The sequence below is a fragment of the Streptomyces sp. NPDC051582 genome (assembly GCF_040681715.1).
GTDB lineage: Bacteria > Actinomycetota > Actinomycetes > Streptomycetales > Streptomycetaceae > Streptomyces.
The window spans coordinates 26194-40580 of record NZ_JBFAZJ010000048.1 but is presented as its reverse complement, the minus strand read 5'-3'; the positions used below and the strand labels follow the sequence as shown (position 1 = coordinate 40580).

Genomic DNA, 14387 nt, shown 5'->3' with positions numbered 1-14387 from the left:
CTCCCGACCCTGCGCTTGCGCCTGTCCCGGTCAGCCGCAGCGGCGACATCGTCGGCAAGACCGCGGCCGCCGGCCCGGCCCGGCCGACCGGCACCCGGGCTGGGGTTCGGTTTTCGGTTTCGGTTCGAGGAGGCCGCAGAACACGGTCGCAGCGTTTCTCACCGCGCACCCCGGTCCGAAGAGGGGTGCCATTCCGTCAACATGATGGTCGCGTCGTCGCGTAGCCGGTGCTGCTGGCGGGAGAGGAGGCTCTGGACGAGACGGCGCAGTGCTTCCGGGGCGCTCTCGCCCGAAGCGATGGAGCGGATGACCGCGTCCGCGAGACGCCTTTCGCCGAAGAGGTCCCCGTCGGGGGAGCGGGCTTCGGTGACGCCGTCGCTGTAGACCAGCACGCGGTCGCCGGGTTGGAGGCGGACGTGCTCCTGGACGGGCGGCTTCGAGCTGTGAAAGCCGAAGCCGAGGGGGAGGTGGGAGGGGCGTTCGAGAGCGTGGTGCACGACGCGGCCATCGCGGAGCAGGAGCGGCGCAGGGTGGGCGCAGTTGATCCACGTGAACTCGCCGCGGTGGGTGTCGAGCTCGGCGACGACCGCCGTCATGAGCCGGTCGGGAATCCAGTCCACCAGCGTGCGGTCGACGGTGGCGACGATGTCCGCGAGCGTGCCGCCCGAACGCCGGACGAAACGACACGCGGCCAGTGCGGCGGCGCTGGCCCCTCCGGAGGCCAGGTCGTGTCCCATCGCGTCGACGAGGGTCAGATGCAGGACCCCGTCGATGAAGTTGTGGTCGAAGGCATCGCCCCCGATGTTGTACGCGGGTTCCAGCACCGCCGACGAGGTCGCACTGGCGGTGCCGATGGTCCGCGGCGGCAGGAACGCCCACAGCAGCTCCGCCTGCAACGTCATCGGGCGGGCACGCTCGATCTTGACGAGCAGATCGTGGTGCGAGGACTTGGAGACCACCAGCAGGGCGGCCAGGCTCGCCAGGGCCTGGCAGGCCGCCAGCAGGCCGGTCGCCGCCCCGGGGCCGACCGCCTGCATGACGCCGATCCGCTCGACGCCGTCCACCATCGGAAACCAGGCGGAGTCCTCGCTCGGTGCCACCTGTACGCGCTCGGTGCGGTACGCCAGCCCGGCGAGCGACCCCTCGATCTCGATGCCGCGCTCATCCGTGGCCGGGAGGTCGTGCTGCGGCAGCGGGACGAGTTTGAGCTGCTGGACGTCCGAGAGGTACAGACGCGTGCGTACGAGTCCGAGCCTGCGGGCACCCTCACTGATCAGACCGGCCATCTGTGCGGCGGACGCGTTGTGGGAGCGCTGGAGCACCCATGCGAGAACGGGCCCAAGCGCCCGCGGTGCCGCCGGGTCCGTTTCCTCCGCTGTCACCGCCTGCCTGCTTTCGCCGCGTCGTGCGCGTTCGCCCGACTCCGATTCGTACGCTCCGAGCGGCCCCGGTCCGACGTGCCCATGCTCCGTCGATCCCGGGGCCACGCCCTGCGGGTGTCAGCGCACGGTGACCTTGACGGTCAGCGTCTGCGCGGGCGCCGTGGCGGACTCCCGCAGGCGCCGGAGAGCGAATTTCAGATCGCCGGTGCCGCGTTGGGCGGCGGTGAAGCGGAAGGTGTGCGTGCCTCCGCTGCCAGGCATGGGAGATGAGGACGAGGGCTTGTAGGTGGAGGACTTCAGCCGCAGTGAAGCGGGGAGGGCCGTGATCTGCCAGAGATAGCCGGTGGAGGGGTTCTCGTCGACGGTGACGTCCGTCGACTGCCCGACGCGGAGAGTGACGCTCCGGTCGGAGTCCGAGCCCGTCTCGTGTGCCTTCGGCACGGCATCGGCCACCCCGGCGGGGAGGACCGCGAGGGTGCACAGGGCCGCCGCGGCGGCCGTACGAAGGAGACGCATCCGGGATCCTCCTGCCTCGGGCGGGGGTTGCCGTATCGAACCAGCACGCCCCTTCCGGACGGCCGGCGCAACCGCGTCACGCAGGGTCGCTCGGCGGCCGAAACGACCGGCGTCGGCGAAGGCCTAGACAAAGGCGCAGGTCAAGGCAGTCGCGGCTGCGGCGCAGTGAGGTGGTGTGCACGTCTTGGAGTCGCCCGATTCTTCCGTGCAGCCGCCCGGTTCTTGGTGGCCCGTACGGCGTGGGAAGCCCCCGCTCCCCGCGTGCTGCGAGGAGGTGGGAGAGGCTCGGCGTCGCCCGGCCGGGGCGAAGACGTCCTTGCCGGAAGGCGCTCGGCCAATCGGGTGAGTACCGCCGGGCGCGCGGAGCGTGCCACGGAGCCGGGCGACCCGGGACGCCAGTGCGGTTCGTCACGTGACCAGGCGCAGCGAGGATTCCGCGATGCCCAGCCGTACGCTCTGGCCCCAGGTCAGTTCCAGGGCGTCGGCCTCCATTCCGTCTCCGAAGACGATCATTCGGTCCGACTCCACGGTCAGGCGCAGTTCCTGCCCCCGCCCGAGTTCACCGGCGACCCTGGTCGTTCCGGTCGCGGGTGAAGGCCAGGCTTCGCGCACGAACCACAGGAGCCGCGCCTCGCACGGTGCGGGCAGCCCGGTGGTGCTGCGGCGCTCCAGCCACAGGGAGCGCAGCCAGCCGGTGGCGCCCGTGCCGGTGCCCACCAGTACTCCGGAGGAGGCCTGGGCCTCACCCGGGCCGTTCTCTCCGTCCGGGCCCAGGCGGTAGCGGGCCGTCTGGTGGCCGGGAGGGCCCAGGTAGATCTCGTTCAGCGCGAGGAGGCGCTGGGTGTCGTCGGCGACGGCCTCGACCATGGTGAGTTCCTCGGTCCGGCCGCCCACGGCGGTCGCGGCGCGCAGCAGGGCGGCCGTGTCGGCGCACCGGTGACGGACCAGGATCCCCGGGTTGCGCCCGGGGTCGGTGTCGATGCCCACCACAGGCTGCCCGCGCAGGTACTTCGCGGTGTTGGCGACCAAGCCGTCCTGGCCGACCACGACCACCACGTCCTGCGGGGCGAACAGGAAGCGGTCCAGGTCCGCCCGCTCCACCCGGGAGCTGCGCCAGGTGAGCGGCACCGCTGCCGCCACCTCCCGCAGCGCCTGGCCCGTGCGGTGGTGGCGGTGGACCACCTCGTCGATCGATCGGCCCCGGCTGGAGAGGAAGAAGGCGGCCTGCCCGTGCGTCCCGTGCCGCGCGAGCAGTTCCTCGTACTCGGTCCTGCGGTGTACGAGCACCGCCCGCGGGGCCAGGCTCACGAGCCCGCTCCGCCTTCCGGACGCCCGAGCCGGGTGAGGAGTCCGGTGAGGACGTCGGGGGAGAGCGTGATGCTCTCGATCCGCGGGAGGTTCTCCGCCAGCCGGGTCGCCGCCATGGCGTGCAGCGTGCTCGGGTCGGCATCGCCGTGCACCCGCAGCCAGGCGGCCTGGGCCTCGGCGCGCGCCGCACCCGTCTCGCGCTCCGCCTCGGCGTCCGCGTGGGCCAGGCGGACCTTGCGCGCCGCCTCGGCCTCGGTCCGCACGCCGTCCGCCGCGGCCTTCTCCTCGGCCTCGCGGCGGGTGTTGATGCCGCGCTGCTCGACCAACTGCTCCTCGCGCCTGGCCAGTTCGATCTGGCTGGCCAGCTCGTTCTCTGCGATGGCGCGTTCGCGCTCGACGGCGACGGCCCGCCGTTCGTAGGTGGCCCGGTCCGCCTCCTGCTGGATCTGCTCCCGGGCAGGGGTGCGCAGGGCGCGCTCCACCTCGGCCTCGGGGCGGATCGCCACGACGCGTACGGCGACCACGTCGATGCCGGTGTCCGGGAGCCTGGGTTCGGCGGCGAGGCCGTCTGCGACCCGCTGCCGCACGGAGGTGACGCCATCCACCAGGGCGACGGCCAGCGGGGTCCGGGCCAGTACGTCCAGCGCGTGCTGCTGCGCCGTCTCGGTGAGGAGCGTGGCGATCTGCTCCAGGGGTGCGCCGCGCCAGCTCCCGGTGTCCGGGTCGACGGAGAAGTCGAGCCGGTCCGCCGCCTCGGCCGGACCGCTGATCCGGTACGTGACGGTGGCCTGCACGGTGACGTCCTGGAAGTCGGCCGTACGGGCGTGGAAGGCCATGGCCAGCTCCCGGTCGTCGACCGGCACTTCGGACAGCGCGGCCGACAACGACCGGTACCAGAAGCTGAGCCCCCGGCCGTCATGGACGAGCCGGCCGCGCCTGTGGTGGCGGATGTGGGCGGTGGGCGCGGAGCGCAGATGACGCCAGCCGAAGCGCCGAATGATGTCGGCCATGGCGAACCCCCTTCATTTCGTCAACACGACGATAATCGATGGCCGGCCATATCGTCAATGAGACGAAAAAGATGCCGGTCCGCCCTCTTGTCCGGGCCCATGGGGAACGCCTTTGTCGCTGGTCGTCGTCTGCTGTCATCCCTGAGGGGGAGGGGACTACGAGTGGACGGGAGGGTCCGGCCCGGAAGTCCCGGCGGGTGCGTGGATCTTGGGGGTGAGTCTTGGCCACGTGTCCGGATTCCGGGTGGTACGCGTGGGGGACGCAAGGTCGGCTCTTGGGAGGGATCCGGTCTGACCTGCTCGTCCAACACAGTGGAGGCACAAGCGATTTCACCCCACGAAGGAACGGAACCACGCGCATGAAACGTCTCGCACCGCTGCTCGCCACCGCCGGACTCCTCGCCACCGCCCTTCCCGGGCTGGCGGCGCCATCGGCCTCCGCCGCCCCGACCCCCGGGTACCTGCGACAGACGCCGGAGTGGCACCGCTGCAGCCCCGATCGGCCGGCGGCGTACGAGTGCGCCACCCTCAAGGTGCCGCTCGACTACCAGCATCCCGAAGGACGCACCCTCGACCTCGCCATATCCCGGATGAAAAGCGAGAACCCCGCCAAGCGGCGCGGCGTCCTGCTCCTCAACCCCGGCGGCCCCGGGGCCTCGGGTCTCTTCCGGCCGGTACGGACGAATGCCGAGATGCCCAAGGACGTCCGCGACCGCTACGACCTCGTCGGCTTCGACCCGCGCGGCGTCGGCAAGAGCAGCCCGATCGGCTGTGGTGATCTGAGCAGAGTGGAGGAAGGCGTCGGCGGGGCGTACCGGCCCGAGACCTTCGCCTCGGACGTTTCCTGGGCGCGCGGAATCGCCGACAAGTGCCGTGAGAAGTCGGGCGATGTGATTCCGTACATCACCACCCGCAACACGGCGCGCGACATGGACGTCATCCGCGCCGCACTGGGGGAGCGGACGGTTTCGTACCTGGGCTACTCGTACGGGACGTACCTCGGCGCGGTGTACTCCCAGATGTTCCCGGAGCGCACCGACCGGTTCGTCCTGGACAGCGGCGTGGACCCGGGGCGCGTCTGGCGCGGCATGATCCAGGCGTGGGGGACGGAAGCCGAGCCCGCCTTCGAGCGGTGGACGCGGTGGGCGGCGGAGCGCTCGGACACCTTCGGCCTCGGCGCGACGCCCGAGGCGGTCTCGGCCACCTTCTGGGCGCTGGTGGCGCGGGCCGACCGGGACCCGTTCATCCACTACGGCGAGAGGGTGACGGGTGACGACATCAGGGCCGACCCGTCGCTCTTCTTCGACCCCCACGGTGCCTCGGCCGTCATCAAGTCCCTCAAGGCATCGGCCGACAAGGCACCGCAGCCGGCGGGCGGCACCGCTCCGGGCGCGAGCGGGCAGGGGGCCGACAGGAAGGTGCCCGGCGCGCAGTCACCGATCGGCGGCGTCCGGGCAGCCGGCCCGGGCATCGACGCCGCGGCGGCGTCGGAAGGTCCGGACGCCGCTCCCGGCAGCAACGCTGCCGCCGTGTACTGGTCCGTGGTGTGCGGGGACACGGACAACTGGCCCCGCGATCCGGAGCAGTACGCGCGGGATGCGGCGCGGGACAAGGTGAAGCACCCGCTGTACGGGGACTTCGCTTCGAACATCAAGCCGTGCGCCTTCTGGCAGCGGCCGCTGGAGCCCGCCACGCCCATGAAGACCCGGGCCGATGTCCTGACCGTGCAGAACGAGTGGGATCCGATGACCCCGCTCGCCACCGGCCAGGGGCTGCACCAGGCACTCAAGGGGTCGCGGATGGTTCTGGCGCTGGAGGGTGAGGGGCATGGTGTGTACCTCTCCAACCCCACGGCCTGTGCCAACATACCGGTCAACGCGTACCTGTCGACGGGACGGCTGCCCTCGAAGGACGTGACCTGCCACAACCCGCCGCCCACCCCGGATCCGGAGGGTGCCGCAGCCCGCTGACGACAGGGCCGGGCGGGCCTGATCCGGCACCTCGGGCTCTCGGCCGTCCGCCCGGAACAGGTGGCCGAAGCCCTGACGATCGCACCCGTGGTCTGTGTGCAGAACTCCTGCGGCCCGGACTCTGCGTCTCACCGAGGAACAGTTGACCGTCTGGGCGGTCAGCCGGGCGGTCTGCGACGGGTGCGCAGCGCCAGCACCAGGCAGACCGTGGTCGCGGCGACGGCGAGTGAGGCGGGCAGGCGTGCCCATGCGGTGCCCGCGACCGGCGCGTGGGCGGCGAGCAGCACCAGCGCGGTTGCAGCGGAGGCCGCCAGTGCGGGCGTCGCCCGCGGGCGGCCGGGCGGGGCGGTGACACCGGCCGTCCACGCATCGGTGACGAGCAGGTAGGCGAGCAGCAGGGCGGCGATGCAAACCGTCAGCCAGAGCGCGGGGCCGGTGACCGCGGCGACCGCGATCGCCGCGGCGGGCAGCACGGTCGTCCTGCGGCGGGCCGCGGCCGTCCGCAGGCTCATGGAGGTCAGGACGGGGCGCGCGTCGACCATCGGAGAGGCCCACCACGCGGCGGCCGCCGCCCCGGCGAGCAGGAGCAGCACCCCGACCGACAGTGGCGCGTGCAGCGCGGCCGGCGGATTGCAGGCGGCGACGGCAAGGGCCGTTCCGAGCACGCGGTCGGTGATGCGGGAGGTGAGACGTGCTATGAGCAGGGCGGCTCGGCTGTCGGCCGGGCGCGGGCCGGGCCGGGAGGTGTGGGTGGGGACGCCGGTCATCGGGTCCCGCCGTGGATGCGGGTGTGCAGCAGCGGAGCGAGGGCGAGGTCGAGGCTCTCGCCCTGCCGGTGGGTGACGACCGCGATGCCGCGTTCCACCAAGGCGAAGCGCATGGCCCCGCGGTCGGCCCGCCACAGCCGCAGCGCGAGTTCGCCCTCGGTGTCGCCAGGCTCCAGGACCGGCTCGCCGGTGGGCATCTCGACCACGACCATCGGGTTGGCCCGCCCGCGCACCTGGTGCAGGATGTCGAAGATCCGCTGATCGGTCAGCGGTGTGATGACGTACACCAGCGCTCCTTCGGGCAACGCGGGCGGTGGGAGCAGGCCGAGTCCCTCCGTACGGTACGCAAGGTCCTTGCGGACCTCCAGCACGCTCTCGACGATGCGGTAGAAGTACCCCTGGCCGCTGCCCGGTTGCAGCCAGCGGGTCGCACCACCGACCGACACGACGCCGACCCGGTCGTGGGTGCGCAGGTAGGCGCGGACCAGTCCGGCAGCGGCCCGGAAGGTCTCGTCGAGCGAGGACGCGCCGGTGACCGGGTCGACCACGTCGGCGAGCACGTCGAGCAGGACTACGGTGTCGGCGGTGCGCTCCGCGGCGAACTGGTGGACCTGCAGGGTGCCGCGACGGGTGGTGGCCGGCCAGTGGATCCGACGCTGCCGTTCGCCGCGCACGTGCGGATGCACGCCGGTGACCTCGACGCCTTCGCCGCGCTGCTGGGCGGTGTGTTCGCCCAGCCGTTGCGGCAGCCGGACCGGGATGGGGGTGAGGCTGGTGTGTCCGGGCAGCGGGAAGACGGCGATCTCACCGAGTTCGGCCCGGACGGTGCGCCGGGCCAGCCCACCGCGGTCGTAGACGTCGACGTCGACCGTGCCGAGCGTCCAGCGCCCCCAGCGCTGCGCGGTCAGTACGAGATCGACGTGGTGCGGGCCGACCGCGAGGTGGTCGAGGCGGACCCCGTGGCCGAGGGTGACGCCGGGGTCCAGGCGGCCGGTCCCACCGTCGTAGGACACCGTGATCCGCACTGTCACCCGCTCGCCTACGAAGCACCGCCGCGGCTCCACCTCGGCCGAGGCCGTGACCTTCTGCGGGCGCGGCCCGTTCGGCAGGGCGAAGGCGAGCAGCACCAGGGGCGCCGCGGCGAGTGCGAGTACCCAGGGGCGTCCGGTGACCAGCGCGGCGGCCAGCGCGACGACGGCCAACGTACCGAGTCGCAGCGCGCGTTCACCGGCGCGCCAACCGGGCGGAGGCGGCGGCGGGGGCTGGGCGGTCACGTTCTGGCGGCCGTTCAGGGCCCGTTGAACGGCGGCGGTGGCTCCGGCGTCCGGCACGGGCTCCGTCATGGCGTCCGCCGTGGAGTCCGGCATGGGGTCCGTCATGACGCGATCGGTGTGTGCGGCAAGGTCTGCGGGGCGGGCACGGACTGCACGATCTCGCGCATCACGTCGTCGCCGTCGATCTGCCGGACCCACAGCTCCGGCTTGAGGGTGAGGCGGTGCGCAAGGGCAGGCACCGCCACGGACTTGACGTCCTCCGGGGTCACGTAGTCCCGCAGGTCCAGGACGGCACGGGCGCGGGCGAGCTGGACCAGGGCCAGGCCGCCGCGCGGAGAGGAGCCGACCTGGATGTGCGGGTGGGCCCGGGTGGCGCGGACCAGCGCGACGACGTACTCCAGCAGGTCGTCGTCCACCTGCACGCCTTCGACGGCGGCCCGCATGGCCAGCACCTCGCCCGGACCGCTGAGCGTGCGCAGCACGGCCTCGGGCGCCGCCCGGTCGAGACGCGCGCGCAGCATGCCGGCCTCCTCGGACGCGGCCAGATAGCCCATGCGAACCCGCAGCAGGAACCGGTCGAGCTGGGCCTCGGGCAGGGTGTACGTGCCCTCGTACTCGATGGGGTTGGCAGTGGCGACGACCACGAAGGGCCTCGGCAGAGACCGGGTACTTCCGTCGATGGACACCTGGGACTCGGCCATCGCCTCCAGCAGCGCGGCCTGGGTCTTGGGCGGGGTGCGGTTGATCTCGTCGGCAAGCAGCAGGTGGGTGAAGACCGGTCCGGGCCGGAAGACCAAGTCGGCGGTCCGCTGGTCGTAGAACGGAGCGCCGGTGACGTCGGAGGGCAGCAGGTCGGGGGTGAACTGGATGCGGCGGAAGTCCAGCCCGAGAGCGGTGGCGAAGGAGCGTGCCAGCAGCGTCTTCCCGAGCCCCGGCAGGTCCTCGATGAGGACGTGGCCGCCGGCGAGGATGCCGAGCATCACCAGCGCCAGCGGTTCCGCCTTGCCGACCACGGCCCTGCGGATCTCGTCGAGGATGGCCGCAGCCCTTTCGCCGGCCTGTCGGGGCGTCAGGGTGTCGTGGTCCGCTATGGGTTGCTGGCTGCTCACGGTCGGATCCTCACGGGGCGGGGACGGGATGACGGCTGCGGGGCCGGCAAGCGGGGGCCCGGACGCGGGCTGAGGGGCGGCCGCGGTGCCATCGGTCACAGGGCTTCGAGACGGTCGAGCAGGGAGCGCAGGACGGGCTCGGGGAGAGCGGGCTGCGGAGCGGTCGCCTCGGGATCGATCCACGGCCACAGCTCGGCCCCGATCAGTGCCCGGGCCCGCTGCGGGTTCCGGTACAGCGCCACGCCGTGCCGTTCGGCCAGCCGGGCGGCGAACAGCCGCTGCAACTGCGGCCGCATGACGGTGTCGAGGTGCGCTTCGCCGTCGTCCGCGAGCGCCTTGGCCACGATGGGCCGCCACCCGCCGAGGGCCGGGGCCCGGCCGTCCAGCAAGCGCACCGGCTTGCGGTAGCCGTTGTCCTGGGCGGCGCCGCCCGCGGCGTGGCGCCCCAGGGCCAGCGCGACTGCGGTGACGAGGGCGAAGCCGGTGGCGGCCGCGGCGGCGCCGTCGGCCAGGACGAGCAGCGCCTCGGCAGCGACCGCGCCGGTGCCCAACGCGGCCAGCGAGTGCCGCACCGATCCGGGCTCCGGCACAAGGGAGTTGACGAAGGCCCGGATCCGGGCCGACGCCCTCACGAGGTACCCGTCTCGGCTTCGGGGCCGGACGTCCGCGAGCGCAGGCCGCCGGCGATCTCGGCGAGCGCGGCCGCGGCCCGGTCGCGGTGGCCGTCGTCCATCGAGTGCGTGGAGTAACGGGCCTCGCGGAACAGGGCGGTGAGCGCGATGGCGGCCGTCCCCGCGGCCAGGCCGCCGGCAGCCGCCCGCTCCAGAAGATCCTGTGGGCTGTCCGAGACGCGCCGGATCACGCCGGAGTCGGCGAGCGACTCCTCCATGGCGGCGTAGCAGGCGATGACGGCTGCGCGGGCGTCGGTCCGGTCCAGCAGGGCACGGCGCCCGGAGTCCACGGCGTGGGCCAGGCGTTCCTGCGCGTCGTCGAGCGTCGCGTACGTCGCCGGAGAGTCAGGTGTCGGCGGCCGGGTCAGATGCCGCCACAGGTACAGCCCGGCGATGACGACGACCACGACGAGAAGGGCGATGCCGAGACCGAGCAGAATGCGCATCAGCCCGAAGTGCATGCCGTGGTCGGCGGGACCGGCACGCTGTGTGGGTGGCGGGGCGGGGGTCGGGTCCTGTCGCGGGCTGGGGAGCGGTATCGGTTCGGGGCCGCCCACCCGGCCGGCCTCGTGGTCGCTTCCGGACGAACCGAACCGGTGCAGGACCAGGACCAGCAGCGGGACGACCAGCGACGCGGCCAGCAGGACGCGGCTCACGCCGTCAGCCACCCGCTGTTCCACCGGGTTGAGCTCGCGGGCGGCGCCGACCTGCTCCCGGTACTTCCCGCGCAGCGCCGCGCCTCCCAGGAGTGACAGCGAGGCGAGGCCCAGAACGAGGACGGGATTGCCTCCGAGCGGCCCCCGGCCCTTGGCGAAGAGGCCCGTTTCGGGCCGCAGCAGCAGCGCTCCCAGAGCCAATCCGCCCACCACCAGCACGGCCAACGCGCCCTGCGCGGCGCCGTTCGCGCCCTGCAGCCGTCGCCCGCCCGCCGTACGCAACCGCCCCACGCCACGTCCCTCCCTCGTGCCCGGCAGCATCGCACACCGGTGCACGACATATCAGCGGTGGGCCACCGGTGGTGCGGTCGGGGTGGGCTCCCGGAGCACCGAGCACCGAGCACCGAGCACGCCGGCGACGCCCGGAGCTCCTGTTCGCGGCGGGCCTCGACCCGGCGCAGGGCCGCCCGACCGGAGCGGCTACCTGCTGGTGAGTACCCGTGGAAAGACCCGGGCGCCGTCCACCACCTCCGCCTTGACCGACTCGCAGACGTACCTGACCCTGACCGGGCTCCGGCTGAACCTCTCCGGCATACCCCTCCCCGAGGTCACCGTCCGCATCGGCCGACCCCTGACGGAGGGGCCCCGCCGGCCCGGGACACCACGTCTTCACCTGCGGCGCCCCCGGCTGAGGCGGACCAGCCGGAGGACGACCACGGCGGCTGCGACCAGCAGAAGCGGGGTGCGGTTGGCGCGTGCGGCCGTCGCCGCCCGGTCTGCCTTCTCCTCGGCCTGGTCCTTGAGGGCGGCGGCCCTCTCTTCGGCCTGCGCCGTGACGTCGGCCTTCGCGGCGAGGGCCTCGACGGTCTTGCCGAGCTCGTCCGGCGATGGCCGGGGCAGCCGTCGGTGCCGGCTGCTACAGCCAGCCGTTGCGGCGGAAAGCACGGTAGAGGGCGCCTGCCGCGAGCACCATGAGGCCGACGGCGAGCGGGTAGCCGTAGCTCCAGCCGAGTTCCGGCATGTGCTCGAAGTTCATGCCGTAGACGCCGGCGACCATCGTGGGGACGGCGAAGACCGCTGCCCACGCGGAGATGCGTCGCATGTCGTCGTTCTGCCAGGTGCCGACGCGGGCCTGCTGTGCGCCGAGGACCGAGTCCAGCAGTTCGTCCAGGGTCCGCACCTCGATGTCTGTGCGGTGCAGGTGATCGGCGACGTCACGGACGTACGGCGCGATCTTCGACTGGTGGTCCGTCTCACCCGGGCCGCCCGACAGGAGTCCTTGGACCACCGGGACGAGCGGCTGCACGGCGTCACGGAACTCGCGCACTTCCCGCTTCAGGGAGTAGATGCTCTCGGTGTGGTCGACGCGGGACGTCGAGAACACCTGGTCCTCAAGCCGGTTGAGCGTGGCGCGCACCCTTCGGGCGGCGTCGCTGTACGCATCGACGGCGACGTCCAGCACCGCGTGCAGCACTCCCCAGGGGCCATGGCCCAGCATCTGCGGATCGGCGTCCAGCCGGCGGGCGGCCTCGGCGCAGGGATCGATCGCTCCGTGGCTCACGGTGAGAACGCTGCGGGGCCCGACGAAGATCATGATGTCGCCGGTCTCGACCGCTGCGTCGTCTTCCACGTACCGCAGGGTCTTCAACGCGACGGCCAGGACGTTCCCGAAGCGCTCGCGTTTCGGACGCTGGCGCCCGTGGAGCGCGTCCTCGACGGCCAGCGGATGAAGGCCCAGTTCCGCGGCCAGCCCCACCAGTTGGCCTTCGGAGGGGTCTGCCAGCCGAACCCAGGTGAACGCGCCGTCGCCCGTGTCCGGCAGCTGCTTGAGGACGGACCGGCAGGCATCGTCCGCCGGCTCGCACTCCACATGCTCCGCCCGGCCCGAGTCCTGGTCGTAAATGACAGCTTCCATCTCCCGCGCATGCTTCACCGGCTCCATTTCATGCGCCCGCGGCCGGATCCCCGGGACACGACGCCCTCCCGGCGCGGCGATCACTGAACGGGCGCATCAATGTCACGAAGTCTGGAGCCGAGAGGCCGTCCTTGTACGGAATGTCAACGATCGACCACGCGGCGCACTCGTGTGGCCCGACAATGTCAGGCAATGCGGGCCGCGCGATTCGGCTGACAGCCGACTGGCACGAGGCGGAGGGGGAAGAGATGGCCGATCAGGCAATACCCGAGGAGCTGGGGGAGCGCGTGAGGGTCTTCCTGCCGGGAGGGCGGGGCGGACCGTCCACCACCCGGCGGCGCACGTCGGTCAACGTCACCGTGGGCGTGGTGACGGCCGGCTTCGCAGTGATCACCGCGGGCATGCTCCTCGTGGGTAGGCCGCTGCCGATCGCGTTCATGCCGCTGGTCCTCGGCGGGGCGGCCTTCGAGTGGATCCGGCGCCACAGCTTGCGGACCATCGACCAGGAGCCCTACGACGAGGTCGAGTTGTACGAGAAGGGCCTCCGCGGGCGGGCCCGTGGCAAGCAGCGGCACATGCTCTGGAGCGAGGTCACGGAGTACTGGGTTCTTGCCTACGAGCCGCCGATGAAGCTTACCGCGGACGGGATGGAGCCGACCCGGTCACCCGGGACGAAGGCCGTGTTCCGACGCGCCTCGGACGCCGACTTCGAGGTGATGCTGAGCGGACTCGAAGCCGGCGGCGACCTCATGGCGGTGGCGGCCGAACGGATCACCGCCGAGCTGCTGCCCGGAGCCCTGGCGCAGTTGCGCTCCGGCCACACCCTCGAATTCGGCCCGCTCTCCCTCGACGCCGCCGGGATCCACCGCGGCGGCCACGGCGTCGGATGGGGCGAACTGGACACCGTCGTGGAATCACCGGGATCGAGGCTCGCCGTCCGGGACACGACGGGGAAGGAGTCGCTTCACACCAGGGCGAGCGAACTTCCCAGCCCGGCGCTCTTCCACGCCCTCGCCCGACAGGCGCAGGTGGACCATTCCGAGGGCTGAGCTGCGGATCCGCCCTGGCCGGCCAGGTGGTGGTTAGGCTGGGTCGATGAACCGCACCGATCGTCTGTATGCGCTGGTCGAGGAGCTTCGAGCTGTGGCGCCCCGACCGCGCAGTGCTCCGTGGCTGGCACGGCGGTTCGAGGTCAGCGTGCGCACCGTGGAGCGGGATCTGGAAGCGCTGAGGCAGTCCGGTCTGCCGATCCGCACTGAGGCGGGTCGGGCCGGCGGTCACAGCCTTGACCGGGACCGTACGCTGCCGCCCGTGACACTCAGCGCCGCCGAGGCCCTCGCCGTCAGCGTCGCTCTTCGCACCGCGGCGTCCACGCCGTTCGCGGCAGCCGCGCACCGCGCCGGTCAGAAGGTGCTGGCAGTGCTGCCCGCCGACGTGCGCCGGCGGGAGGAGGCACTCGCGCGGCTGGTGTACCGGGTCGGGGACCACGCGCCGGGCCAGGGCGCCAAGTTGAGCGAGACCATCGTCGAGGCAGTGGTCTCCGGGCATGTCCTGCACCTCGGGTACGCGGACCGGGCCGGGGCGGCGACGACGCGCGATGTCGAGCCGTTGGGGCTCTTGTGGGGACCGAACGGCTGGTATCTGGCGGCGTGGTGCCGACTGCGGTCGGCAGTCCGAGGCTTCCAGCTCGACCGGATCACCTCGTTGGAACGGTCGGACGAGCGAGTGACCTCCCGGGAGCCGCAGTGGAGGGCCGAGCTGAAGCGATGGGATGCCGAACCCCTCACGCTGTGACCTGAAACACCGACA

General features: G+C 72.4%; 14 protein-coding genes and 1 pseudogene. 4 read left to right on the top strand and 11 right to left on the bottom strand.

The genetic code is table 11. From position 1 onward, the window contains the following. Positions 1-158: 158 nt before the first annotated feature. The 4 genes from AB0M92_RS36485 to AB0M92_RS36470 all read right to left on the bottom strand — a co-directional run bounded on the left by AB0M92_RS36485 (position 159) and on the right by AB0M92_RS36470 (position 4216). The gene (locus tag AB0M92_RS36485) at positions 159-1322 is read right to left on the bottom strand and encodes a PP2C family protein-serine/threonine phosphatase (protein ID WP_366106668.1); all 1164 of its coding nucleotides are present in this window, start codon (positions 1320-1322) and stop codon (positions 159-161) included. 177 nt (positions 1323-1499) lie between these two features. Beyond that, a complete protein-coding gene (locus AB0M92_RS36480) occupies positions 1500-1898 on the bottom strand; it encodes a protease inhibitor I42 family protein (protein WP_366106667.1) in 399 nt (132 codons plus the stop codon). 408 nt (positions 1899-2306) lie between these two features. Then, positions 2307-3206, bottom strand: coding sequence for a hypothetical protein (locus AB0M92_RS36475; RefSeq protein ID WP_366106666.1), 900 nt, complete (start codon positions 3204-3206; stop codon positions 2307-2309). Further along, positions 3203-4216: an SPFH domain-containing protein gene (locus AB0M92_RS36470; protein WP_366106665.1), complete on the bottom strand. Its 1014-nt coding sequence runs from the start codon at positions 4214-4216 to the stop codon at positions 3203-3205. The genes AB0M92_RS36475 and AB0M92_RS36470 overlap by 4 nt, the downstream gene beginning before the upstream one ends. A 359-nt stretch (positions 4217-4575) precedes the next feature. Here AB0M92_RS36470 and AB0M92_RS36465 point away from each other — a divergent pair, with 359 nt between their 5' ends. After that, a complete protein-coding gene (locus AB0M92_RS36465; protein ID WP_366106664.1) occupies positions 4576-6186 on the top strand; it encodes an alpha/beta hydrolase in 1611 nt (536 codons plus the stop codon). A gap of 9 nt (positions 6187-6195) precedes the next feature. Continuing rightward, positions 6196-6291 (top strand): annotated as a pseudogene (locus tag AB0M92_RS36460) (aldo/keto reductase); the annotation flags it as partial. 53 nt (positions 6292-6344) lie between these two features. On the opposite strand, the gene AB0M92_RS36455 reads toward AB0M92_RS36460, so the two are convergent. The 7 genes from AB0M92_RS36455 to AB0M92_RS36425 all read right to left on the bottom strand — a co-directional run bounded on the left by AB0M92_RS36455 (position 6345) and on the right by AB0M92_RS36425 (position 12578). Beyond that, positions 6345-6953 (bottom strand): hypothetical protein, encoded by a 609-nt coding sequence (locus AB0M92_RS36455; RefSeq protein WP_366106663.1) that lies wholly within the window; start codon positions 6951-6953, stop codon positions 6345-6347. Continuing rightward, positions 6950-8296, bottom strand: a complete 1347-nt coding sequence (locus AB0M92_RS36450) for a DUF58 domain-containing protein (protein ID WP_366106669.1) — start codon at positions 8294-8296, stop codon at positions 6950-6952. Before AB0M92_RS36450 ends, AB0M92_RS36455 begins: the two co-directional genes overlap by 4 nt. A 32-nt stretch (positions 8297-8328) precedes the next feature. Beyond that, entirely contained in the window at positions 8329-9336 is a 1008-nt protein-coding gene (locus AB0M92_RS36445; protein WP_366106662.1) for a MoxR family ATPase, read from the bottom strand. A gap of 95 nt (positions 9337-9431) precedes the next feature. Then, on the bottom strand, positions 9432-9968 hold the full coding sequence (locus tag AB0M92_RS36440; protein ID WP_366106661.1) for a hypothetical protein: 537 nt from the start codon (positions 9966-9968) through the stop codon (positions 9432-9434). Beyond that, positions 9965-10954 (bottom strand): DUF4129 domain-containing protein, encoded by a 990-nt coding sequence (locus AB0M92_RS36435; protein ID WP_366106660.1) that lies wholly within the window; start codon positions 10952-10954, stop codon positions 9965-9967. Before AB0M92_RS36435 ends, AB0M92_RS36440 begins: the two co-directional genes overlap by 4 nt. A 378-nt stretch (positions 10955-11332) precedes the next feature. Continuing rightward, on the bottom strand, positions 11333-11608 hold the full coding sequence (locus AB0M92_RS36430) for a DUF3618 domain-containing protein (protein WP_366106659.1): 276 nt from the start codon (positions 11606-11608) through the stop codon (positions 11333-11335). Next, positions 11580-12578: a magnesium and cobalt transport protein CorA gene (locus tag AB0M92_RS36425; RefSeq protein ID WP_366106658.1), complete on the bottom strand. Its 999-nt coding sequence runs from the start codon at positions 12576-12578 to the stop codon at positions 11580-11582. The genes AB0M92_RS36430 and AB0M92_RS36425 overlap by 29 nt, the downstream gene beginning before the upstream one ends. A 248-nt stretch (positions 12579-12826) precedes the next feature. On the opposite strand from AB0M92_RS36425, the gene AB0M92_RS36420 reads away from it, so the two are divergent. Together AB0M92_RS36420 and AB0M92_RS36415 are read left to right on the top strand one after the other, a co-directional pair. After that, positions 12827-13627 carry a DUF6585 family protein gene (locus tag AB0M92_RS36420; RefSeq protein WP_366106657.1) on the top strand — a complete coding sequence of 267 codons (801 nt, stop codon included), beginning with the start codon at positions 12827-12829 and terminating at the stop codon, positions 13625-13627. A 46-nt stretch (positions 13628-13673) separates the two neighbouring features. Then, a complete protein-coding gene (locus AB0M92_RS36415; protein ID WP_366106656.1) occupies positions 13674-14372 on the top strand; it encodes a WYL domain-containing protein in 699 nt (232 codons plus the stop codon). The last annotated feature ends 15 nt before the right edge of the window (positions 14373-14387 follow it).